Origin of the sequence: Pseudomonas sp. ArH3a (assembly GCF_022648765.1) — a bacterium.
Lineage (GTDB): Bacteria > Pseudomonadota > Gammaproteobacteria > Pseudomonadales > Pseudomonadaceae > Aquipseudomonas.
In genome coordinates this window covers 6,576,076-6,598,726 of the sequence record NZ_CP080330.1, presented here as the reverse complement: position 1 = coordinate 6,598,726, position 22,651 = coordinate 6,576,076, and the positions used below count along the sequence as shown (strand labels likewise).

19 protein-coding genes are annotated in these 22,651 nt (G+C 60.9%); 7 read left to right on the top strand and 12 right to left on the bottom strand.

The features are described from left to right. Position 1: 1 nt before the first annotated feature. Positions 2–1,369 carry a DUF3482 domain-containing protein gene (locus K0P33_RS30465; protein ID WP_094949190.1) on the bottom strand — a complete coding sequence of 456 codons (1,368 nt, stop codon included), beginning with the start codon at positions 1,367–1,369 and terminating at the stop codon, positions 2–4. Continuing rightward, positions 1,362–2,741: a DUF2868 domain-containing protein gene (locus tag K0P33_RS30460; RefSeq protein ID WP_242153300.1), complete on the bottom strand. Its 1,380-nt coding sequence runs from the start codon at positions 2,739–2,741 to the stop codon at positions 1,362–1,364. Before K0P33_RS30460 ends, K0P33_RS30465 begins: the two co-directional genes overlap by 8 nt. A gap of 69 nt (positions 2,742–2,810) precedes the next feature. On the opposite strand from K0P33_RS30460, the gene K0P33_RS30455 reads away from it, so the two are divergent. After that, positions 2,811–3,329: a dihydrofolate reductase gene (locus K0P33_RS30455; RefSeq protein ID WP_242153297.1), complete on the top strand. Its 519-nt coding sequence runs from the start codon at positions 2,811–2,813 to the stop codon at positions 3,327–3,329. A 69-nt stretch (positions 3,330–3,398) separates the two neighbouring features. Here K0P33_RS30455 and K0P33_RS30450 read toward each other — a convergent pair whose 3' ends face one another. Continuing rightward, entirely contained in the window at positions 3,399–4,787 is a 1,389-nt protein-coding gene (locus K0P33_RS30450) for an L-cystine transporter (RefSeq protein WP_242153294.1), read from the bottom strand. Positions 4,788–5,027: 240 nt separating this feature from the next. On the opposite strand from K0P33_RS30450, the gene K0P33_RS30445 reads away from it, so the two are divergent. Next, positions 5,028–6,086, top strand: a complete 1,059-nt coding sequence (locus tag K0P33_RS30445) for a haloacid dehalogenase-like hydrolase (protein ID WP_242153291.1) — start codon at positions 5,028–5,030, stop codon at positions 6,084–6,086. A 241-nt stretch (positions 6,087–6,327) separates the two neighbouring features. Here the strand turns inward: K0P33_RS30445 and ilvD are convergent, their stop codons facing one another. Continuing rightward, positions 6,328–8,169: a dihydroxy-acid dehydratase gene (gene ilvD, locus K0P33_RS30440; protein ID WP_094949185.1), complete on the bottom strand. Its 1,842-nt coding sequence runs from the start codon at positions 8,167–8,169 to the stop codon at positions 6,328–6,330. A 386-nt stretch (positions 8,170–8,555) separates the two neighbouring features. Between ilvD and K0P33_RS30435 the strand changes: the two genes are divergently transcribed. Beyond that, the gene (locus K0P33_RS30435) at positions 8,556–10,286 is read left to right on the top strand and encodes a DUF4153 domain-containing protein (RefSeq protein WP_242153288.1); all 1,731 of its coding nucleotides are present in this window, start codon (positions 8,556–8,558) and stop codon (positions 10,284–10,286) included. Here K0P33_RS30435 and K0P33_RS30430 read toward each other — a convergent pair. Together K0P33_RS30430 and K0P33_RS30425 are read right to left on the bottom strand one after the other, a co-directional pair. Further along, positions 10,283–11,479 (bottom strand): MFS transporter, encoded by a 1,197-nt coding sequence (locus K0P33_RS30430; RefSeq protein WP_242153285.1) that lies wholly within the window; start codon positions 11,477–11,479, stop codon positions 10,283–10,285. The two genes, K0P33_RS30435 and K0P33_RS30430, sit on opposite strands and share 4 nt — an antisense overlap. Before the next feature lie 240 nt (positions 11,480–11,719). After that, positions 11,720–12,916: a class I SAM-dependent rRNA methyltransferase gene (locus K0P33_RS30425; protein WP_242153282.1), complete on the bottom strand. Its 1,197-nt coding sequence runs from the start codon at positions 12,914–12,916 to the stop codon at positions 11,720–11,722. Positions 12,917–13,210: 294 nt separating this feature from the next. On the opposite strand from K0P33_RS30425, the gene K0P33_RS30420 reads away from it, so the two are divergent. Further along, complete coding sequence (locus tag K0P33_RS30420; protein ID WP_176462894.1) at positions 13,211–14,023, top strand: HDOD domain-containing protein; 813 nt, start codon at positions 13,211–13,213, stop codon at positions 14,021–14,023. 21 nt (positions 14,024–14,044) lie between these two features. Continuing rightward, complete coding sequence (gene mutM / locus K0P33_RS30415) at positions 14,045–14,857, top strand: bifunctional DNA-formamidopyrimidine glycosylase/DNA-(apurinic or apyrimidinic site) lyase (protein WP_242153279.1); 813 nt, start codon at positions 14,045–14,047, stop codon at positions 14,855–14,857. A 122-nt stretch (positions 14,858–14,979) separates the two neighbouring features. On the opposite strand, the gene K0P33_RS30410 is transcribed toward mutM, so the two are convergent. From K0P33_RS30410 to K0P33_RS30390, 5 genes are all read right to left on the bottom strand, one after another. Then, positions 14,980–15,231, bottom strand: a complete 252-nt coding sequence (locus K0P33_RS30410; protein WP_003213796.1) for a YfhL family 4Fe-4S dicluster ferredoxin — start codon at positions 15,229–15,231, stop codon at positions 14,980–14,982. Positions 15,232–15,417: 186 nt separating this feature from the next. Further along, positions 15,418–15,897, bottom strand: coding sequence for a pantetheine-phosphate adenylyltransferase (gene coaD / locus K0P33_RS30405; protein ID WP_242153273.1), 480 nt, complete (start codon positions 15,895–15,897; stop codon positions 15,418–15,420). A gap of 114 nt (positions 15,898–16,011) precedes the next feature. After that, positions 16,012–17,607 (bottom strand): GMC family oxidoreductase, encoded by a 1,596-nt coding sequence (locus K0P33_RS30400; RefSeq protein ID WP_242153269.1) that lies wholly within the window; start codon positions 17,605–17,607, stop codon positions 16,012–16,014. A gap of 150 nt (positions 17,608–17,757) precedes the next feature. After that, positions 17,758–18,303, bottom strand: a complete 546-nt coding sequence (locus tag K0P33_RS30395) for a twin-arginine translocation pathway signal protein (RefSeq protein WP_094949179.1) — start codon at positions 18,301–18,303, stop codon at positions 17,758–17,760. Positions 18,304–18,331: 28 nt separating this feature from the next. Then, on the bottom strand, positions 18,332–19,759 hold the full coding sequence (locus tag K0P33_RS30390) for a coniferyl aldehyde dehydrogenase (protein WP_094949178.1): 1,428 nt from the start codon (positions 19,757–19,759) through the stop codon (positions 18,332–18,334). Positions 19,760–19,905: 146 nt separating this feature from the next. Between K0P33_RS30390 and K0P33_RS30385 the strand changes: the two genes are divergently transcribed. Both K0P33_RS30385 and K0P33_RS30380 read left to right on the top strand, forming a co-directional pair. Continuing rightward, entirely contained in the window at positions 19,906–20,577 is a 672-nt protein-coding gene (locus tag K0P33_RS30385; RefSeq protein WP_094949177.1) for a TetR/AcrR family transcriptional regulator, read from the top strand. A 33-nt stretch (positions 20,578–20,610) separates the two neighbouring features. Beyond that, complete coding sequence (locus K0P33_RS30380; RefSeq protein WP_094949176.1) at positions 20,611–21,465, top strand: sulfurtransferase; 855 nt, start codon at positions 20,611–20,613, stop codon at positions 21,463–21,465. Between the two features lie 182 nt (positions 21,466–21,647). Here K0P33_RS30380 and K0P33_RS30375 read toward each other — a convergent pair whose 3' ends face one another. Then, the gene (locus K0P33_RS30375; protein ID WP_242153266.1) at positions 21,648–22,646 is read right to left on the bottom strand and encodes a hydrolase; all 999 of its coding nucleotides are present in this window, start codon (positions 22,644–22,646) and stop codon (positions 21,648–21,650) included. Positions 22,647–22,651: the final 5 nt, after the last annotated feature.

The following is a 22,651-nucleotide window of genomic DNA, read 5'->3' as shown; positions in this document are numbered from 1 at the left end:
GTCAATCTTCATTGAGCTCCTGCGCCAATGCTTGAATCTGCTCCTGGCGCTCAGCTTGGCTCAGCTTTGGCTGCGGGTTGAGGGACGACCACTGCGGATAGGCGCGGGCCTTGTTCAACGCATCCGGCAACTTGCCTTCACGCCAGGTTTTGTCCTGGGGCGTGTCGACCTTGATGCTGTGCATCGCCGCATGGCCGCGCAGGTTGAGCGCTTTGAGCAACTGGCGTTGGCGCAGGGCGAGCAGGCGTAGCACGCTGTCGTCGACGGTCAGCTCGCGGTGGCCCTTGATCTTGCCCAGCAGACGGCTGCCGTAGCTGCGCGCGGTTTGCAGCGCGCCACCGGCAATCGCGCCGGCAATCGCGGCAGCGCCGAGGGTCAGGCCGCCGACCAGCAGGTCCACACCCGCACCGGCGGCCGCGCCTGCAGCAATTCCACCGCCGACACGCACGCCCAGTTGCTTGAGGGTTTGCGGGTTGAACAGGTCATCGCCCCAGCGGCCGTCCAGCAACGGCAAGTCGCTGGCGGCGGCATCCTGTGGGCGGAAACCGAACAGTTTGAGCAGGGCATCCACGCATTTTTGCTCGCGCTGGCGCACAGCTTTGCGTAAATCGCTGATGGCTTGTTGCTCGTCTTCGGTGACCACGCTGCGCCGGCACGCGGCGCAGTCGATCAACAGCTCGGCGATCAACCGTGCAGCGCTTTGTTGGCGGGCGACGCGCTGGGCTTGCTGGTCAATAATCAAGCGTTCCAGCTGCGGCCGTGCGTTTTCCAACAGCAGCGCCAGGCTTTCGTACAGGCGGCGCTCGCCATCCTCCGGCGGCGCCACGCTGTCGAAACGCACCAGTGCGTGCAGGCCGAGGCGGGCCAGGGCTTCGCGCCAGTCCGGCTCGCGGTGGTCGCTGCTCGAGACAAAATTGAGCACCGGCAGCAACGGTTTGCCGCAACTGGCCAGCACCTGCAGCTCGTCGCGGTATTTGGCCAGCACCGGCTCGCGGGCGTCGATCACATACAGGCCAGCGTCGGAGGCCAGCAGTTGGCGCAATACTTTGGCTTCCTGCTCGAAACGCTGGCGCGCTTCGCTGCCCTCCAGAAACCGCGCCAGGCGGGCCGGGCCGTCGAGGCGTTCGCCGGGGCGGTCCAGGCGTTCCAGGTAATCGAGCAGGGCGATGGCGTCTTCCAGGCCGGGCGTGTCGTACAGCTCCAGCAAGGCTTCGCCGTCGACCGACAACCGCGCGCCTTCCACATGCCGCGTGGTGCTGGGGCGATGGGAGACTTCACCGAAACCCACGTCCCGGGTCAGCGTGCGCAGCAGCGAAGTCTTGCCGACATTGGTGTGGCCGACCACGGCGAGTTTCAGCGGTTTAGTCATGACCGGTCTCCAGCCACGTGAGCGGCGCGCAATCGGCGAAGGGCAATTCCAGCTGTTGCAGCGCAGCGTGCCAATCGCCCAGGCGTTCGGCGTCCAGCGCTTGGCCGGCTGGGGCTTGCAGCAGCCATACGCGGGTGGCCGTGGCGCTGCGCGCGAGCTCGGCGACCAATGCCAGGCTGCCACGGTCGGGCGAACGGCGCGGGTCACAGGCGATGGCCAGGCGCGCAGGCGGGAAGCGCGTGAGTTGTTCCAGCAGTTTGTTGCGCGATTCGCGGCTGTCGAGGATGCCGGCGTTTTTTACGCTGGCCGGCAGTTTGGGTGGCCAGGCGTGCTGGTCGTCCAGTTCGATGGCCACCAGCAGGGCACCGTCGCTCTCCAATTCGCTGACGCCGCCGCTGATGGCGTGCAGTTGCTCGGGGGCGGCATCGCTGACGCCAAGCCGTTCGCTGCTCGGCATCAGGCGTTCGCGCAACTGGCTGTAGCCGGGCAGGTTGAGGTCCAGGCGCAGGGCCGCGCACCCGCGTTTCCAGCGCCACAAGCACAGCAGGGCGAGGATCAACCGGGGCAGCAGGCCGTAGACCAGCAGCACGCCTACCAGCCAGGCGGCCCAGGCTTGGCGGGCGCTTTCGATATTCAGGGCCGAGTCGCCGCTGGCGCGGATCATCTCGACCGTCGGCACGTTAAAGCCCAGCAACGCAGGCAGGCTGCCCAGGGCTTGGGTCACGGCGACAAAGGTGTCGGCGCCGAGGAGGGTGGTTTCCCACACAAAGCCGTAGCGCCGCGTGGCCAATAGCGTGAGCAGGATCAGCATGGCGCTGAGCAGCGCCAGTAACCACAGGCTATTGACCAGCACACCCACGGCCCAGCGATTGAGCTTCTGGCGCTGCAATAACAGCAGCAACGCTGGCGCCAATTGCGCGGCCTTGGCATCGCGGGCGAATTTTTCGCTGAGCCACAACCACAGGCGGCCGAGGCTGGCGCTGTGTTCGCCGGCAAACAGCAGGCCCAGGGCCCAGCTGATTAACAGGATCAGATTCAAGCCGAGCAGGCTGCCCAAGGCCCAGAACACGTTAACCGGCGTCAAACCGTTGCCCAGCGCGGCAAACGCCAGGCCGGCGCCACTGATCACCGCGACCACGGCCAACAGCACCAGCGCCAAGCGGGCGCCCTGCAGCCAGCGCGTGAGGGCGGCGGTCAAACCGTCGCGTTCGGCCAAGTGCAGGGCGCGCTGTTGAATGCGCGTTGGCAAGTCGCCACCGGCCGTACGGGCGAGGCGGTTGGCTTCCAGGTCTTCGAGGGGACCTGCGTGTTCTTCACGCAGGCGCACGGTTTCTGTCAGCCAGAGTGTGTGCAGCGGGGTCAGTGCAGTCACGCGCTATCCTATTGAGCCAGTGAGGTTGGAGCATAACCGCAGACTCGCAGCTCTGGTATTCTCGTCGTCATGAAAAAAACTCTCCCTTTAAGCCTAATCGCAGCCCTCGGTGAAAACCGTGTGATCGGCGTCGACAACAGCATGCCCTGGCATTTGCCGGGGGACTTCAAATATTTCAAGGCCACCACACTCGGCAAGCCGATCATCATGGGGCGCAAGACCTGGGATTCCCTGGGCCGACCGTTGCCGGGGCGCCTGAATATCGTGGTTAGCCGTCAGACCGACTTGGCGCTTGAAGGTGCGGAAGTTTTTCCGTCACTCGATACGGCGGTCGAGCGGGCGCAAGCCTGGGCACTGGAACAGGGCGTGGATGAGCTGATGCTGATCGGCGGGGCGCAGTTGTATGCGCAGGGGCTGGAGCAGGCGGATCGCCTGTATTTGACGCGGGTCGCGTTGAGCCCGGAAGGCGATGCGTGGTTTCCCGAGTTTGATGTGAGCCAGTGGAAGCTGGTGTCGAATATCGAGAATGCGGCTGAGGGTGATAAGCCGGCGTATAACTTCGAAGTCTGGGAGAGGAGCAACTGCTAGCTTTAAGCCACAAGCTGCAAGTTAAAGCGAAGTGCTCTTTCTTGCAGCTTGAAGCTTATAGCGTGCAACTCAGCTAGCTAGCTGCACATGCTCATCGGCATTCAACAGCGTTTTATCCGTCTGCCCCATGATCTGGCTGGTAATCGCGCCCGCCGTCATCGAACCGTTCACGTTCAGCGCCGTACGGCCCATGTCGATCAGCGGCTCAACCGAAATCAGCAGCGCCACCAGTGACACCGGCAAGCCCATCGCCGGCAGCACGATCAGCGCGGCAAAGGTTGCACCGCCGCCAACACCGGCCACACCGGCCGAGCTCAAGGTCACAATCGCCACCAAGGTCGCGATCCACAGCGGGTCGAGCGGGTTGATGCCCACGGTCGGGGCAACCATCACCGCCAGCATGGCCGGGTAGAGACCGGCGCAACCGTTCTGGCCGATGGTGGCGCCGAACGAGGCAGCGAAACCGGCGATGGACTGCGGGATACCCAAGCGACGCGTCTGCGCTTCAATGCTCAGCGGGATGGCGGCTGCGCTGGAGCGGCTGGTGAAGGCAAACGTCAGCACTGGCCACACTTTACGGAAGAAGCGCAGCGGGTTGACCCCAGCCAACGACAGCAGCAGGCCATGCACCACAAACATCAGGCCCAACGCCAGGTACGACACCACCACAAAACTGCCGAGCTTAATGATGTCTTGCAGGTTGGAGCCGGCGACCACTTTGGTCATCAGCGCCAAAACACCGTACGGCGTCAGCTTCATCACCAGGCGCACCAGGCGCATCACCCAGGCTTGCAGGGTGTCGATGGCGTTGAGCACTTTTTGGCCTTTTTCCACGTCATCCTTGAGCAGTTGCAGCGCGGCAACCCCTAGGAACGCGGCGAAAATCACCACACTGATGATCGACGTCGGCTTGGCCCGGGCCAGGTCGGCGAAGGGGTTGGCCGGTACGAACGACAGCAGCAACTGCGGGATATTCAGGTCGGCGACCTTGCCTGCGTAATCACTCTGGATCACTTGCAGGCGCGCCATTTCCTGGGTGCCGGCCACCAGGCCTTCGGCGGTGAGGCCAAACAGGTTGGTCAGGCCGATACCGATCAGCGCCGCAATTGCCGTGGTGAACAGCAGCGTGCCGATGGTCAGGAAGCTGATCTTGCCCAGGGACGAGGCGTTATGCAGGCGCGCTACGGCACTGAGGATAGAGGCGAATACCAGCGGGATCACGATCATTTGCAGCAGTTGCACATAGCCGTTGCCGACCAGATCGAACCAACTGATCGAGGCCTTGAGCACCGGGTTACCGTCGCCATAAATAGTGTGCAACGCCGCGCCAAACAGCACACCAAGCACCAGTGCAAACAGGACCTTTTTAGCGAGGCTCCAGTTGGTGCGACGCGTTTGTGCCAGGCCCAGCAACAGGGCCATGAACACCAGTAAGTTGAGAATCAGGGGCAGATTCATTGAAGCTCCGTTGAGAAGGCAGCCAATCGCGTGAGCCTGCGATTGCGAACCGGGAAGCCTAACAGCTTGAAATATATTGATTTAATACCGATATGGAATGGTGACTGTCGTTTTTGGAATAAGCATTTGACGCTCAGGCACATGCCCTTGGCGCAATCACGACGCAAGCAGTCGCGCTCGGGCGATAACTGTCACACAAATTTGTTAGCGTCGATGTCTTTCACTCAGGGAGAAACGCTTATGAAGTTCGCGCCAACATTACTTGCCGCTGCCTTCTGCTTCGGCCTCGCCAGCCAGGCATTTGCCGCCACCGAGTTGAAGCACTGGCCGGCGCCTGCGGCCGAGCAATTGAACAAGATGATCGCCGCCAACGCCAACAAAGGCAACTTCGCGGTGTTCGACATGGACAACACCAGTTACCGCTATGACCTCGAAGAGTCCCTGCTGCCGTTCCTTGAGAACAAGGGCCTGATCACCCGCGAGACCATGGACCCTTCGCTCAAACTTATGCCCTTCAAAGACACCGCCGAGCACAAAGAAAGCCTGTTCAGCTATTACTACCGCCTCTGTGAAGTCGACGACATGGTCTGCTACCCGTGGGTCGCGCAGATTTTTTCCGGGTTTACCCTCAAGGAACTCAAGGGCTACGTCGACGAGCTGATGGCGTCGGGCAAGCCGGTGCCGGTCACCTATTTCGAAGGCGACGTGGTGAAAAAAACCGAGGTCCAGCCGCCGAAAGTCTTCACCGGCCAGGCTGAGCTGTACAACAAGCTGATGGAAAATGGCATTGAGGTGTATGTGATGACCGCCGCCTCTGAGGAGCTGGTGCGCATGGTCGCCGCCGATCCGAAGTACGGCTACAACGTCAAACCCGAAAACGTTATTGGCGTGAGTACCCTGCTCAAAGACCGCAAGACCGGCGAGCTCACCACCGCGCGCAAACAGATCGCCGCCGGCAAATATGACGAAAAAGCCAACCTCGGCCTGGAGCTGACCCCGTACCTGTGGACCCCGGCGACCTGGATGGCCGGCAAGCACGCGGCGATCCTGACCTACATCGACGAGTGGAAAAAACCGGTGATCGTCGGCGGTGATACACCGACCAGCGACGGCTACATGCTGTTCCACGATGTGGACGTGGCCAAGGGCGGCATCCACCTGTGGATCAACCGCAAGGACAAGTACATGACCCAGCTCAACGGCATGATGGCCAAGCATGCGGCCGCACAGGCCAAGGAAGGGTTGCCGGTGACGGCGGACAAGAACTGGGTGATCGTCAAGCCGGACGAGATTCAGTAAGAGCGAGGTGCCTGCTTCGCGAGCAAGCCCGCTCCCACATTCGACCGCATGCTTATGTTGGAACACGGTCAAGTGTGGGAGCGGGCTTGCTCGCGAAGGCGGTGTGTCAGGCAGTACAGATGTTGACTGGCTAACCGCTATCGCAGGAAAGCCAGTTTCCACATGTAATCTTCAGTGATTTGGCGAGTTAGCCAGGCAAAAAAATGCCCCGCACCTGGCGGGGCATTTTTATGCGCGAGGCTTACAGGCCGTCGAGCATCGCTTTGTTACGCACGGCACCCTTGTCGGCGCTGGTGGCCAGCAACGCGTAAGCCTTCAACGCGGTGGTGACTTTGCGCGGACGTTTTTCCACCGGCTTCCAGCCTTTCTTGTCCTGCTCGACGCGGCGCGCGGCCAGCTCTTCGTCGCTGATCAACAGGTTGATCGAGCGGTTCGGAATGTCGATCAGCACTTTGTCGCCGTCCTGCACCAGACCAATCGCGCCGCCGGCAGCGGCTTCCGGTGAAGCGTGGCCGATGGACAGGCCCGAAGTGCCGCCGGAAAAACGGCCGTCGGTCAGCAAGGCGCAGGCTTTGCCCAGGCCTTTGGATTTCAGGTACGACGTCGGGTAGAGCATCTCTTGCATGCCCGGGCCGCCTTTCGGGCCTTCGTAACGGATGATGACGATGTCACCTTCTTTCACTTCGTCAGCGAGGATGCCGCGTACCGAGCTGTCCTGGCTTTCGTAGATCTTGGCGCGGCCTTCGAACACGTGGATGGATTCATCCACACCGGCGGTTTTCACCACGCAACCATCCAGGGCGATGTTGCCGTACAGCACGGCCAGGCCGCCTTCTTGCGAGTAGGCATGCTCGACACTGCGGATGCAGCCGTTTTCACGGTCGTCATCGAGGGTGTCCCAACGGGTCGACTGGCTGAACGCCGTCTGAGTTGGGATGCCCCCCGGGCCTGCCTTGAAGAAGGTATGCACGGCTTCGTCGTCAGTCTGGGTGATGTCCCACTTGGCGATGCCTTCGGCCAGGGATTTGCTGTGCACGGTCGGCAGGTCGGTGTGCAACAGGCCGCCACGGGCCAGGGAACCCAGGATCGAGAAGATACCGCCGGCGCGGTGCACGTCTTCCATGTGGTACTTCTGGATGTTCGGCGCGACCTTGCACAGCTGCGGCACGTGGCGGGACAGACGGTCGATGTCGCGCAGGTCGAAGTCGATCTCGGCTTCTTGCGCGGCGGCCAGCAAGTGCAGGATGGTATTGGTGGAACCGCCCATGGCGATGTCCAGGGTCATGGCGTTTTCGAACGCCTTGAAGTTAGCGATGTTGCGCGGCAACACCGACTCATCGTTCTCGGTGTAGTAGCGCTTGCACAGCTCGACGATGGTGCGGCCGGCCTGCAGGAACAACTGCTCGCGGTCGCTGTGGGTGGCCAACGTGGAACCGTTGCCCGGCAACGCCAGACCTAAGGCTTCCACCAGGCAGTTCATCGAGTTGGCGGTGAACATGCCGGAGCACGAACCGCAGGTCGGGCAGGCGCTGCGCTCGTATTCCGCGACCTTCTCGTCGGACGCGCTGGAATCGGCGGCGATGACCATGGCGTCAACCAGGTCGAGGCCGTGGGAGGCGAGCTTGGTCTTGCCGGCTTCCATCGGGCCGCCGGAGACGAAGATCACCGGGATGTTCAGGCGCAGGGCGGCCATCAGCATGCCAGGGGTGATCTTGTCGCAGTTGGAGATGCACACGATGGCGTCGGCGCAGTGGGCGTTGACCATGTATTCCACGGAGTCGGCGATGATCTCGCGGCTCGGCAGCGAATACAGCATGCCGTCATGGCCCATGGCAATGCCGTCATCCACGGCGATGGTGTTGAATTCTTTCGCTACACCGCCGGCGCGTTCGATCTCGCGGGCGACCAGTTGGCCCAGGTCCTTGAGGTGGACGTGGCCCGGTACGAATTGGGTGAACGAGTTGGCAATCGCGATGATCGGCTTTTTGAAGTCGTCATCTTTCATCCCCGTGGCACGCCACAGTGCGCGCGCGCCGGCCATGTTGCGGCCGTGGGTGGATGTTTTCGAGCGGTAATCGGGCATTGGAGCTCTCCGGGCGGCTAATCAGGTACTAATCAGGTGCTAAAGGGGAAGTGAGCTTCTATTGACGTCTGGAACACTCAGAAAATGGCCGTGTGTCCAAACGTTGCCACTCGCGTCGCGGGATCGCCGCGTGCTTGGGCCTCGAGCTCATAAACCCGCCGGGGGATGACTGGCGATGAATAGGGTCGATTCTACACCGCTGGCGGCGGGAGGGAATGGGCAGGTGCTAGCGTCGGATGCGTGGGATCGCGGTTTTAGACCGTCTGTCGACGCCGGACAAATCTCTCTCGCTGATAAGTCAGGGCCTACAAGGGGCGATATCTAGCGCAATGTAGCTTGTTTAGACTCGCCCGCTTCGGCCTACACATCGCCCTCAAGGAATAGGAATGCCCGGTCCCCATCGTTTTTTAGGATTTTACCTGCTGATCGGCTTGCTCCAGGGGATCGTGTTCTATCTCTTCGACAAGCTTCATACGCTTGGTGTGCCGCTATTGTTTGTCTTCCTTACCCTGGCCTTGGTAGGGGGTACGACCCTGCAATTGCTCGGAGAAAAGGCTCGGCATTGGCGCTCTATGCTGCCTGCGCTGGTGTTCACCCTGTTGATGGGCGCAATAACACTGTGGATCAGTTACCGCGAGTCTGCAGGAGCCGGCGGTGTGAATGTTTTTGTGTGGCTGTTCAGTCTGCTGCCGCTCAGTTACATCGGCGCCAGCTTTTTGTCTGCATGGCCTGTCACCAAGGGGCAACGCTGGCGGTATGAAGACTTGTTTCATCACGCCTGGAACAGCGTGTTCATTGTGCTGGGCGCACTGATCCTGGTGGGTTTGTACGTGTTGTTGGTCACGTTATGGAGCCAACTGTTCCTGATGCTGGGCATCGAATTCTTCAAGCACCACTTCTGGAGCAATGGGTTCATGTCCATCAGCCTGCCGCTGGTGTTCGCGCTGGGCATGCACATGGGCATGCGCAACGAGAAAGTTATCGGCCAGATGCGCAGCATGTTCTTTGGCGTCTGTAGATTGTTATTGCCGATGATTGCACTGATCAGCCTGCTGTTTACGCTGACCTTGCCGTTCACCGGGCTCGGGCAGATCTGGGCAACTGGCTACTCCACGCCGATTCTGCTGGTGCTGGCCGGAGCTCAATTATTCTTGCTCAACGGCGTGTTCCAAGCGGGCGACCAGCCTCGGCCCTATCCGAAATGGCTGACGCACTTTATCGAGTTGAGCCTGCTGTGCCTGCCGATTCTCGCCGGGCTGGCGTTTTACTCAAGCTGGCTGCGTGTAGAGCAATACGCGTTGTCGCCGCAACGCTTTATCGCCCTGGTGCTGGCCTTGCTGTGTGGTGTGTATGGTTTGGCCGCGGTGTGGGCGGTGGCGCTGCGTTCGCCGGTCTGGCTAAACAACTTGCGCCTGACGAACCCGCCATTGGCGCTGCTTTTTTGTGGGCTGCTGGTGTTGATCCATACGCCGTTGCTCGACCCGGTGCGGCTCAGTGTCGACGATCAGGTCCGTCGCTTGCTCGACGGGCGAACCAAGCCTGAGGCGTTTGATGCGCACTACCTGCGCTTTAATCTGGAAAAGGCCGGTGAGGAAGCTTATGCCAAGCTGCGAATTGACTTGGATCAGGAGCGTATCCTGGACCCGGAAGCGCGTCGCTTATTGCGTGAGCGAATGGAGCGTACGGCGTTGAGTTACAGTGAGCGGTATGCCAAGGCAGAGGCCCAACGACTCAAACCAGAGCTGGAGTGGATCGGTCCTCAACCCACAGAAAGCGCGTATTTTGCTGTAGCCAGCGGGTTCGCTGACTCGCCGTGCAGAAACGGCTGTGTGTTATGGGCGGTCGACCTCGACCAGGATGGGCGTGATGAGGTGCTGGTGGTGTCCCGGACCGATCCGGGTCACAACTCCAAGCCGCCGCGCATTTTTGTGCAGGATGATATGGGCAGATGGAACGATCGCGGCCCGATGTTTTGGACGCAACAGCAGGACGGCTATATAGACACCGAGGCGCTGGTTCAGGATATCCGTGACGGCAAGGTCTCGCTGGTCCAACCGCGCTACATGCAATTGCAGTCCAGCGACAGGCTATTCACGCCGGTGATTCGCGAGCCTTAGCGGCGCCCGATCCGCCGGTTAGTGAGCAGCCCCCAAAGGCTGAACCCGATGAAGCTGAGGGCGATGGTCATCAGCAAATGGCTGCCAGTCTGCGCAAGGGCGGCGCTGCTGACGGCGGCGGTGAGGAACATGATGCTATTGCCCGCCGATGCCGCGGTTCCCGCGCTGCTCGAAAACAACAGCATCGCGGCCGAAATGGCGGCAGGCCTTACCAGCGTGACCGCCAGGGCGCTGATCAGCATGGGAATCAGCAGGGTGATGGTCGTTATGGCCTCGTAGTGAATGATCAGCGCCAGCAGCACGCCTGAAACACTGAGCAAGCCGAGGCCGATGTTGATTTGCCGGGACAGTGAGATGCGTTTTTGCAGGTACGAAGCCGCCACGCCACCGAGCAGGTAGGCAATGCCGTACACCATCAGCACCAGTGCATATTGGTATTCGGACAGCTTCAACGCATCCATGAAAATCAGCGGCGTTACGCTGATCAAGGCGAAATAGCAGGCGAACACCAGCGCGGCGATCCACCAGTAACGCAGGAAGTCGCGGTTGCTGGCGACGGCTTTGAGCGTGCCGATGATCGACACCGACGCGCGGTGCGGGCTGGCGGACTTGGATGGCAGGATGCAGAACGCATGAATCAACATGCCCAGTGCCATGAGCGCAAAGCCATAGAAGCTGCCCTGCCAGTCGAAGGTGGTTTGCAGCCATGAGCCGATCAACGGCGAGAGTGCGACAAACGAGCCACTCAGGGTCATGTAGTAGAGGCGCACGCGGGCGCGGTCTTGCTCTTCGAACAGGTCTTCCACCAGTGCGTGGCCCAACACGAAAAAGCCGCAGCCCATGGCCTGCACCGTACGAAACAGCAGGAAGGTCAGGTAGTCAGACGCCAGCGCGCAGCCAATCGCACCGAGGATCGACAGCGTGATGCAGCTGAGCAGGACTTCCTTGCGCCCCCATTTATCCGACAGCGGGCCCGCGACCAGTTGGGAGATAGAAAACACCAGCGTAAATAAGCTGATCGAGAGCGCGATGTCTGCGGTGGGCGTGTCGAACCGGGCAGCCAGAGCAGGGAACGAGGGCAGCAGAATATTGATCGGGAAGAAGCTGATCAGTGAAATGCAGGTGATGAGGATGAAGCGCGAGTGCTGTTGGCGTTTTACGTCGGCACTGGGCTGGGCGTAGGACTCAGACATTGTTTTTGTTTTCCGGAGTAATTCCAGAAACCGATACTAGTCTGCGAAATGTGGAATTCAATCAAAACCGGCGAGAGAGCTGCCTCCACTTGCATGGCTTGCGGCAATATTTCTGACACAGCACAAAAAAATGTGGGATCTGGCTTGCCTGCGATAGCGGTGCAACAGGTTAAAAGTCTGTACCTGATACACCGCTATCGCGGGCAAGCCCGCTCCCACAGTTTGATCTGCGCTTATAGCTTAGCTATTAGGCAGCAACCGGCACGTAATGCTCTTGATGTAACGCGTCTCGGCAATCGCCGGGTGCACCGGGTGATCCGGGCCCTGGCCGCCGCGTTCGAGCATCTGGATATTGCGGTCCAGGTGGCGGGCGCTGGTCAGCAGGATGTTTTGCAGGTCGTCTTCCGGCAGGTGCATCGAGCACGATGCGCTAACCAGAATGCCGTCCTTGCTGAGCAGGCGCATGGCTTGCTCGTTCAGGCGGCGGTAGGCGCCTTCGCCGTTTTTCATGTCTTTTTTGCGTTTGATGAAGGCCGGTGGGTCGGCGACGATCACGTCGAAGCGTTCTTCGCTGGCTTTCAGTTCTTTCAAGGCTTCGAAGACGTCGCCTTCGATGCAGGTCATTTTCTCGGCAACGCCGTTCAGCGCGGCGTTGCGCTCTACGCCGTCGAGGGCGAAGGCGGAGGCGTCGACGCAGAACACTTCACTGGCGCCGAAGGCCGCGGCTTGCACGCCCCAGCCGCCGATGTAGCTGTAGAGGTCGAGCACGCGTTTGCCTTTGGCATACGGGGCCAGGCGCGCGCGGTTCATGCGGTGGTCGTAGAACCAGCCAGTCTTCTGGCCCTGGATCACCGGGGCTTCGAATTTCACGCCGTTTTCTTCCAGCGCGACCCACTCCGGCACCAGGCCGAACACGGTTTCAACGTAGCGGTTGAGGCCTTCGGCATCGCGCGCGGCGGAGTCGTTCTTGAACAGGATGCCGCTCGGCTTGAGCACTTGGGTCAGGGCGGCGATCACGTCTTCTTTGTGCGCTTCCATGGTCGCCGAAGCGATCTGGACCACCAGGATGTCGCCGAAACGGTCGACTACCAGGCCCGGCAACAGGTCGGAATCGCCGTAGACCAGGCGGTAGAACGGCTTGTCGAACAGGCGATCACGCAGGGACAGGGCGACGTTGATGCGGTGCACCAGCAGCGACTTGTCCAAAGGCAACTTGATGTCGCGCGACAGCAGGCGCGCGCAGATCAGGTTGTTCGGGCTCATGGCCACGATGCCCAGGGTCTTGCCGCCGGCCGCTTCCAGGATAGCCTGGTCGCCCGCCTGGAAGCCGTGAAGTGGGGTGGCGGTCACGTCGATTTCGTTGCTGTAGACCCACAGGTGGCCGTTGCGCAAACGACGATCGGCGTTGGCTTTGAGACGCAGGCTTGGCAGGGACATGACGTCGCTCCGGAAAAAAGAGCGGGAGTATACCTGTTGCGCAGATATTCATGTGGGAGCTGGCTTGCCTGCGATGCAGGCGGCTCGATGTATCTGACGTACGGTGGTGATGCCATCGCAGCGGTGCGGCGACCCGACAAGCCAGCTCCCACATTTGACCTGGTTTCAGTTCGGTTTTTTGAGGTGTCGGTCAGCTTCCCATAGAGGTTAGAATCCCCGCCTAGCCCAGAGTGTGTACTTATGTCCCAAGAGCTTTCCGCCGAACAGATCCAACAGGCCCTGCAAGGCATCAGCGTGCCGCCCCAACCGCAAATCATGGTGGATTTGCAGATGGAGCAGTACATGCCCGACCCGGACCTGGACGTGATCGCGCGGTTGATCTCCCAGGACCCAGGCCTGTCCGGGGCCTTGCTGAAAATCGTCAACTCGTCGTATTACGGGCTGAGCAACAAGATCGCCTCAATCCAGCGCGCGGTGAACCTGCTGGGCAGCCGTTCGATCATCAACCTGATCAACGCCTTGTCGATCAAGGGCGAGATGAGCGATGACACCATCGTCACGCTCAACCGCTTCTGGGACACCGCGCAGGATGTGGCCATGACCTGCCTGACCCTGGCCAAGCGCACCGGCTCGCAAGCGGTCGACGAGGCGTATGCCTTAGGCTTGTTCCACGATTGTGGCGTGCCGTTGATGCTCAAGCGCTTCCCCAATTACATGACGGTGCTGGAACAGGCCTACGCCAATGCCGGCCCCGACTGCCGCGTGGTCGATACCGAAAACAACGCCTTCAACACCAACCATGCCGTGGTGGGCTATTACACGGCCAAATCCTGGCGCCTGCCGGAGCATGTGACCGACGCCATCGCCAACCACCACAACGCCCTGGCGATTTTCAGCGATGAGTCGACGCGCAACCCGCAACTGAAAAACCTGCTGGCGATCCTCAAAATGGCTGAGCACATCTGCTCGTCCTATCGCGTGCTGGGTAACCAGACCGTGGACCATGAGTGGAATGCCATCGGCCATCTGGTGCTGGATTACCTGGGCCTGTCGGACTACGACTTCGAAAGCATGAAGTTGTCGATTCGCGAACTGGGCGCGCACTGACCCTTTCTTCACGAGGTACACATGCCCGAGTTACCAGAAGTCGAAACCACCCGGCGCGGTATTGCGCCGCACCTGGAGGGCCAGCGCGTCAGCCGCGTGGTGGTACGTGAGCGGCGCCTGCGCTGGCCGATCCCGGAAGACCTCGATGTACGCCTGTCGGGGCAGCGCATTGTGCTGGTGGAACGGCGGGCCAAGTACCTGTTGATCAATGCCGAAGTGGGCACCCTGATCAGCCACTTGGGCATGTCGGGCAACTTGCGTCTGGTGGAAGTCGGCATGCCGGCGGCCAAGCATGAGCATGTGGATATCGAGTTGGAATCCGGCATGGCCCTGCGTTACACCGACCCACGGCGCTTCGGCGCGATGCTGTGGAGCCAGGACCCGCACAACCACGAACTGTTGATTCGCCTGGGCCCGGAGCCGTTGACCGACCTGTTTGATGGCGAGCGTCTGTTCCAGCGGTCCCGTGGCAAGTCGATGGCGGTGAAGCCGTTCATCATGGACAACGCGGTGGTGGTGGGCGTGGGCAATATCTATGCGACGGAAGCGTTGTTTGCCGCCGGGATTGACCCGCGTCGGGCCGCCGGTGGTATTTCACGCGGGCGTTACCTGAAGCTGGCGATCGAAATCAAGCGCGTGCTGGCGGCCGCCATTGAACGTGGCGGCACCACATTGCGGGACTTTATCGGGGGTGATGGGCAGCCGGGGTATTTCCAGCAGGAACTGTTCGTCTACGGCCGGGGCGGCGAGGGGTGCAAGGTTTGCGGGACCGAGTTGCGCAATGTGGTGCTGGGGCAGCGGGCGAGTGTGTTTTGCCATAAATGTCAGAGCTGATTGCTGTGTGATGGCTGATGCCGCCATCGCAGGCAAGCCAGTTCCCACAGTTAGATTTGTGAATCCATTCAGTGTGGGAGCGGGCTTGCCCGCGATGAGGCCCGGCCAGACACCACAAGGTCTCAGGCCTTACCGGTAATCAACCGGTACTTCTCCATCAACTGCTCTTCCGTTTCCGGATGGGCTTCATCCAGCGGAATGCAATCCACCGGGCACACTTGCTGGCACTGAGGCTCGTCATAGTGGCCGACGCACTGGGTGCACAGGTTGGGGTCGATCACGTAGATCTCTTCGCCTTGGGAAATCGCAGCGTTCGGGCACTCGGGTTCGCAGACGTCGCAGTTGATGCAATCGTCGGTGATGATCAAGGACATGGAAACTCCTGCCAGGGCTGTCAGCCAGGGCATCTGAAAACTAATGCGCGCAATTGTGCCGCATTGGCGCCCGCAGTGCGAGTGCACATGACCTGAGGTCAACTGGCATGTCTGTGTGGGCGCTCACCTGTGGCGAGCGCTTATTAGGGCAAGCCCGCTCGCCACAACAAGCCCACTCATCAGAAATTACTTCCTGAAGCGCAGCGTCAGCGCATCCGCGACAGCCGGGTGTACGAACTTGGTGATATCCCCGCCCAAAGCGGCAATTTCACGCACCAACGTCGAGGAAATGAACGAATAACGCTCCGACGGCGTGAGAAACAGGCTTTCCACGTCCGGCGCCAGTTGGCGGTTCATGTTGGCCAGCTGGAATTCGTATTCGAAGTCCGATACCGCACGCAGGCCGCGCAGGAATACATTGGCGTTCTGCTCTTTGGCGAAGTGCGCGAGCAAGGTCGAGAAACCCACCACTTCTACGTTGGGCAGGTGCTTGGTGACCTCACGCGCCAGTTCCACGCGCTGTTCCAGGGGAAACAGCGGGTTTTTCTTGGGGCTGGCAGCGACTGCGATGATCACATGGTCGAACAGGCGAGAGGCGCGTTCGACCAGATCGCCATGGCCTTTGGTAATCGGGTCGAAGGTTCCTGGGTACAACACTCGGTTCATCGCGTCGTCCTGGCGGAGTCCGTTGGGGAACCGGATGGTATCGCAGCCATCCCGGTCGGCCAAGTCAACTTATGCAGAAGAAAGCAGTATAGACATGGCGAATACCGTGTTTTTTCACGCTGTTTTCAGACGTTCGGCCAACGCTGTCGCCAGTTGCGCGGTTAATCCATACACCGACAATTGCGGATTAGCCCCAATGCTGGTGGGGAATAACGAGCCGTCGTGGATCGACAGGTTGCGCAGTTGGTGATGGCGACCGAGGCTGTCGGCCACTGCGGTTTTCGGGTCTTCACCCATGGCGCAACCGCCCATCACATGGGCACTGCCCAGCGTGGTTCGGTGCAGTTCCAGGCTCAGGCCGTCAATCAGGTTGCGTGCCTCAGCCAGGGTGTTCACGTAGCGCGCATCGTGATGCAGCGGCTTGACTGACTTGGCGCCCGCCGCGAACTGAATCTCGGCCATGCTGTGGAAGGCACGGCGCAGGCCGTCCCACGCGTAGGGCGAAACCTGGTAGTCGAGCACCGGCGTGCCGTCTGCGCGTAATTCCACTGTGCCGCCGGGGCTGTCGGGGTGGAAACCGTCGCGCAGCAGCGCGAGCATGGCGTGGGTGTGGGGCAATTGGCTCATGTCGAGCGCGTTCCCTGTGCCGTAGCCGCCGAACAGGGTGCTGGCCAATCCCGGGTGTAACGGCGGTGCCTCCAGCTTGTAGGACATTTTGCCGGTGGTACCGTCCTGCCATTGGAAGTGGTCGGAGTAGATCGACTGCGGCGCGCCGTAGAACGGGTTGATCACATCGTCGAACAAGCCGGCGGAGAAGTTCACCAAGTGCAGGAACGTTCGCTTGCCCAGCCGAGAATGCGGGTCAGGCGCGTCCGAGCGCATCAGCAGCGCCGGGCTGTTGATGCCGCCGCCCGCGAGCACGTAATGCTTGGCCTTGACCGTAATCTTGCGCCCGGTGGGTGCCACGCAGCGTTCGTCCATCGCCACGCATTCCAGGCTGCTGATGGTGTCGCCGCTGAATTTGAGGCGCTCGGCGCGGGCCAGGTACAGCAGCTCGCCGCCCTTTTCCAGGGTGGACGGGATGGTAGTTACCAGCATTGATTGCTTGGCGTTGACCGGGCAGCCCATGCCGCAGTAGCCCAGGTTGAAGCAGCCACGCACGTTGCGTGGGATCACGTGCCAGCTGTAACCGAGTTTTTCGCAGCCTTTGCGGATCACATCATTGTTGGCATTCGGTGGAATGGCCCACGGGGCGATGCCCAGGCGCTGTTCCATCTTCTCGAACCACGGTGCCATGTCGGCGCTGCTGTGGCCTTTTACTGCGTATTCACTGGCCCAGTGGGAAAGAGTGGCGTCGGGTGTACGAAAGCTCGACGTCCAGTTGATCAAGGTGGTGCCGCCTACGGCCCGGCCCTGCAGGATGGTGATCGCGCCGTCCTTACTCATGCGGCCGATGCCTTCCTGATAGAGGCTGGCGTAGGCCTCGTCTTCGAGCAGCTTGAAGTCGCTGCTGGTCTTGAGCGGGCCTTCTTCGATCAGCAGCACCTTGTAGCCGGCGGCGCTGAGGACCTCGGCGGTGGTGCCGCCACCGGCGCCGCTGCCGATAATTGCCACATCGGCTTCCAGGGTCAGATCGCCGTCAAGGGCAGCGCCATTGTGGGTTTTCCAGCCGCGGGCCAGGCCGTCGCGGAACAGATCGGGTACGGGCATAGGTGTGCACTCTTATTTTTTTGTACGAAGTGGCAACCAATGTGGGAGCTGGCTTACCTGCGATAGCGGTCTGCCTGCCGATCAATTCATCGCTGGCCCACCGCTATCGCAGGCAAGCCAGCTCCCACCTGTCTGAATGGGTTATCAACGTCAAATTTTGGGTGGCCCGGGGTAGCCGCAATGCGCCCAGGACTGCGGGCGGAAGTACCAAGCCATGATCACCAGCTTGAGCAGCGAGCCCTGGCCCATGCGCAGCAGGTTCAGGTAGCTGTTTTCCCAGCGGTGCAGGAAGTTGCGGATCTGCTCGCTACTGGCGTTTTCCCAACTGCCCCAGATACCGGTCAGTGGGCCGCGGGTGATGCCCATGCTCAATACGTCGAACAGTTGCTGGGTGAGCTTGAACATTTCCGGCGACAGGTGCTGGAGGCTGTAGTCGAGCTTTTTCAGGGTGTCTTCGATCCCGGCGACCACGTCCTGGGCGCTGGCCGCGCCTTCGAGCAGCACGGGGATTACCGCGCGCAAGAACGGTAAGTCACTGCTGCGCAACAGGGCAAAGCCGCTGGCCGGGGTGCTGCTGGAGCAGCCGCTGAGGCTGGCGCCTAGCCCGGCGGTGGCCAGGAATGCGCTGGCGCACAGGCCGATTTTCAGGACGCCGCGCCGCGACAGCGCAGGTGAATCAGTCAGGCTAGGGTTCATTGTTATTGTTACCCCGAGGTTGGCGGAATCAGCGAATAAACAGTTTTTGAATCAACGTCTGGATCGACTTGCCGTAAGGCGGGTAGATCAGCTTTGCCGCGTTCAGGCGCTGTTTCACCAGTACGCCCTTGGCTTTGCTGAACGTGAGGAAGCCTTCATGGCCGTGGTAGTGGCCCATGCCCGAGGGGCCGATGCCGCCAAAGGGCATGTCGTCCTGGGCCACATGCAGCAGGGTGTCGTTCAGGCACACGCCACCGGAGTGGGTTTCATGGAGTACGCGGTTCTGCTCGCCCTTGTTGTAGCCGAAGTAGTACAGGGCCAATGGGCGAGGGCGCTGGTTGATGTAGGCAAACGCCTGGTCAATGCCGCGATACGGCACGATCGGCAGCACCGGGCCGAAGATTTCGTCCTGCATCACGGTCATTTCATCGCTGACATTTAGCAGCAGGCTGTGGGCCATACGCCGTGCCTGGCCTTGGTCGTACAGCGGAATCAGGGTGGCGCCTTTGTCGGTGGCGTCTTTGACGTAGGCATTCAGCCGTGCCTGCTGCCTTTCGTTGATGATGGCGGTGTAGTCCGGGTTGTCGGCCAGGGTCGGATAAAACCCGCGAACGGCTTTGCTGTAGGCCTCGACGAACCCTTCGACGCGATCTTCCGGCACCAGCACGTAGTCCGGCGCTACACAGGTTTGCCCGGCATTCAGGCATTTGCCGAAGGCGATGCGCTCGGCGGCGTCCTTGAGCGGTACGTCGGCGGAGACAATCGCCGGCGACTTGCCGCCCAGCTCCAGCGTAACCGGCGTGAGATGCTCGGCAGCGGCGCGCATCACGTGCTTGCCGATGCTGGTGGCGCCGGTAAACAGCAGGTGATCGAAGCGCAATTTGGAGAACGCCATGCCCACTTCGGCTTCGCCCAGCACCACGCATACCAAGTCTTCGGGGAAGATTTTCGCCAACAACGCCTTGAGCAGTTCACCCGTGGCGGGCGTGGATTCGCTGAGCTTGAGCATCACCCGGTTACCGGCCGCCAGAGCGCCGACCAACGGGCCAATGGCCAAATACAGTGGGTAGTTCCACGGCACGATCACCCCAACCACGCCCAGCGGTTGGTAGATGACTTTGGCCGACGCGGGTTGGAAGGCAATGCCTACGGCGCGGCGGGAAGGTTTCATCCAGCCCTTTAGGTGTTTACTGGCGTAGTGAATGCCATGCAAGCTCGGCATCAGTTCGGCGAACAGGGTTTCGTCTGCGCTGCGATGGCTGAAGTCCTGGCTGATCGCGTTGATCAGGGCTTGGCGTTCGTCGCTGAGCAAGTCGCGCAAGGCTTTGAGCCATTGCTGACGCTGCGCCGCCGGCGGCATCGGGTTGGCGGCATAGGCGCGGCGTTGGGCGTCGAACAGGTCCTGGAGTTGATCCAGCGCCTGGGAATCTTGCAGGTAGGCAACGGTGGCAGACATGGTGCAGTTCCCAATTGTTATAGGTCTGCCTGGATTTTTAGAGTCATTGCTCTAAATTGTCAAATGTCATTGCAGCAACAAGCGGATTTATCCAGACAAGGATAGGCCGTAAGATGCCCCATCACGTGTTTAGAAGCTGATCCCCTATGGCACCACGAGTAAAGACCAGCGAGCGCATTGTGCAAACCAGCCTGGAGCTTTTTAACCAGCAGGGCGAGCGCAGCATCAGCACCAACCACATTGCCGCCCACATGGAGATTTCCCCGGGCAACCTGTACTACCACTTCCCCAACAAGCAGGCGATCATCGCCGTGCTGTTTCGCGAATACGAAGTGTTGGTGGACAGTTTCCTGCGCCCGCCTCAAGGCCGTGCGGTAACCGTTGAAGACAAACGCTTCTACCTGCAGGCCGTGCTGGCCGGCATGTGGCGCTACCGTTTCCTGCACCGTGACCTCGAGCACCTGCTGGAAAGCGACCCGGAACTGGCCACCGGCTACCGGCGTTTCTCTCAGCGTTGCCTGATCCAGGGCGGCGCTATCTATCAGGGGTTCGTGGATGCCGGCATCCTCAATATGGACCCGATACAAACCGAGGCCCTGACCCTCAATGCCTGGATCATCCTCACTTCCTGGGTGCGTTTCCTGTGCACCACCAATGAAAACTCCACCCATTTGAGCGCCGAGGCGATCAAGCGCGGGGTGTATCAGGTGCTGGTGCTGGAAGCAGGGTTTGTCACGCCCCAGGCGAAAGAGGCGGTGGACGCCTTGTTCAAAGAGTTTTACGTGCCGTTGAACCAGGCACTGGAAGAAGTGAAGTAGGACCTTTCCCGAATGTGTTCACAGGAGTCCGTCATGCCGCTTGCCCAACTGATCAGCCCCCAGCAATTAGCCGAGCGCCAGCAGGCTGCCGGGCTGGTGATCCTGGATTGCCGCTTTGCCTTGGAAGACCCGGACTACGGGCTTTGCAGCTATGCCGAAGGGCATATCGAAGGGGCGCAATACGCTGATCTGGAGCGCCACCTCAGCGGTCCGGTGACCAAAGGCGTGACCGGCCGACACCCATTGCCAGCCGCGGACACGTTCACCGAGCAACTGCGGGCTTGGGGTATCAACGCCGACACCGACATCGTGCTGTATGACGACGGCCCCGGTGCCTATGCCGCCCGCGCCTGGTGGCTGCTGGCCTGGCTGGGCAAGCGTGATGCTGTGTTTATCCTGGACGGTGGCCTCAAGGCCTGGCACGCCGCCGGTTTCCCGCTGAGCCTGGACGCGCCGGTGGTTGAGCCGGGGACGTTTGCCGGTACGCCGGACAATCACTTGGTGCTGGACGCCGAACACCTGCAAAAACGCCTGGGCGAACCGGGCATGACCTTGATTGATGCTCGGGCTCAAGCGCGCTTTCGTGGCGACGTGGAACCTATCGACCCCATCGCCGGGCACATTCCCGGTGCGCAATGTGCGGCGTTCAATGAAAACCTGGGCAGTGATGGCCGCTTTCTTCCGGCTGAGCAGCTCAAGCAGCGCTTCGCCGCGCAGTTGCAGGGCCGTTCGCCGGATGCGCTGGTGGCGTATTGCGGTTCGGGCGTGACGGCGTGTCATAACCTGTTTGCGTTGAGCTTGGCGGGTTATCCGTTGGGCAAGCTGTATGCGGGGTCGTGGAGCGAGTGGATTACTGATCCGGCGCGGGAAATTGCGACCGGCGACTGAGCTGTCAGGTCTGTAAACCCAATCAAAATGTGGGAGCTGGCTAGCCTGCGATGCCGGTGTGTCAGCTAAAAATCGGCTAACTGAAAAGCCCGCTCGCCACGAAAGCCCATCTGCTACAGATTTTGCGCTCACCGAAAGTTGTGTAGATACCTATGCGCATTGCAGGCAAGCCCGCTCCCACATTATTTATCGTGTTTCTCCAGTAGCCACTGGGGGATTCGGCGCTCCAGGTAGTAGCTGGGGCGCTTGAGCGAACCATCGACAAACCCCACATGCCCACCCTTGGTCAATAACTCGAACTCGGTGCATTCCGACAATTCACTGGCCTCGGGCAAGCTGTGGGCGAACACGAACGGGTCATCGGCGGCCTGGATAATCAGGGTGGGGGTGCGGATAGCACCCAGGTAATACCGACTGGATGCGCGGCGGTAATAGTCCTCGGCGCTGAGGAAGCCGTGCAGCGGCGCGGTCACCCTCCCATCGAAGTCCCAGAACGTGCGCATCTTCTCCAGCGAGCCCAGTGCCTCCAGGGTTTTCAGCCCGTCAGCCTGGCCATCCTGTAAAAAGCGCCGCTGCTTGGCGCGGATATACGCCAGCATCTCGCGCATAAAGTGCTTCTGATAAACCCGCGAAAAGCCCAGCCCGATGCGATCGGCGCATTGATCCAGCCGAAACGGCACCGACACCGCCGCGGCGCCGTGCAACCCCGAGGCCTCGCCGGTTTCCCCCAAATGCTTGAGCAGCACATTGCCGCCCAGGGAATAACCCACTGCGTACAGCGGCGCCAACGGCCGCTTGGCCCGCAGATGGGCAATCGCTGCCGCCAGGTCTTCGCTGGCGCCCGAGTGGTAACTGCGCGCTAGCAGGTTCGGCTCGCCCGAGCACCCGCGCCAGTTCAACGCTGCGCTGGCCCAGCCTTGAGCCGCGAGGGTTTTTTGCAGGCCGGCCACGTAGGGCGAGTTGGATGAACCCGTCAGCCCATGCAGTACCAGCACTAATGGCGCTTGTGCGTCGTGGGGGCCGTGCCAGTCGAGGTCGAGGAAGTCGCCGTCGTCCAGCCACAAGCGTTCGCGTTGGCGTTCGATATGGGTGGTGGTGCGCCACAGCGGCCCCCACAGCGTTTGCAGATGGGGGTTGCCGAGGCCGAAGGCGGGTTTGAACAGGTCGGAAGAAGGGGTCATGTAAC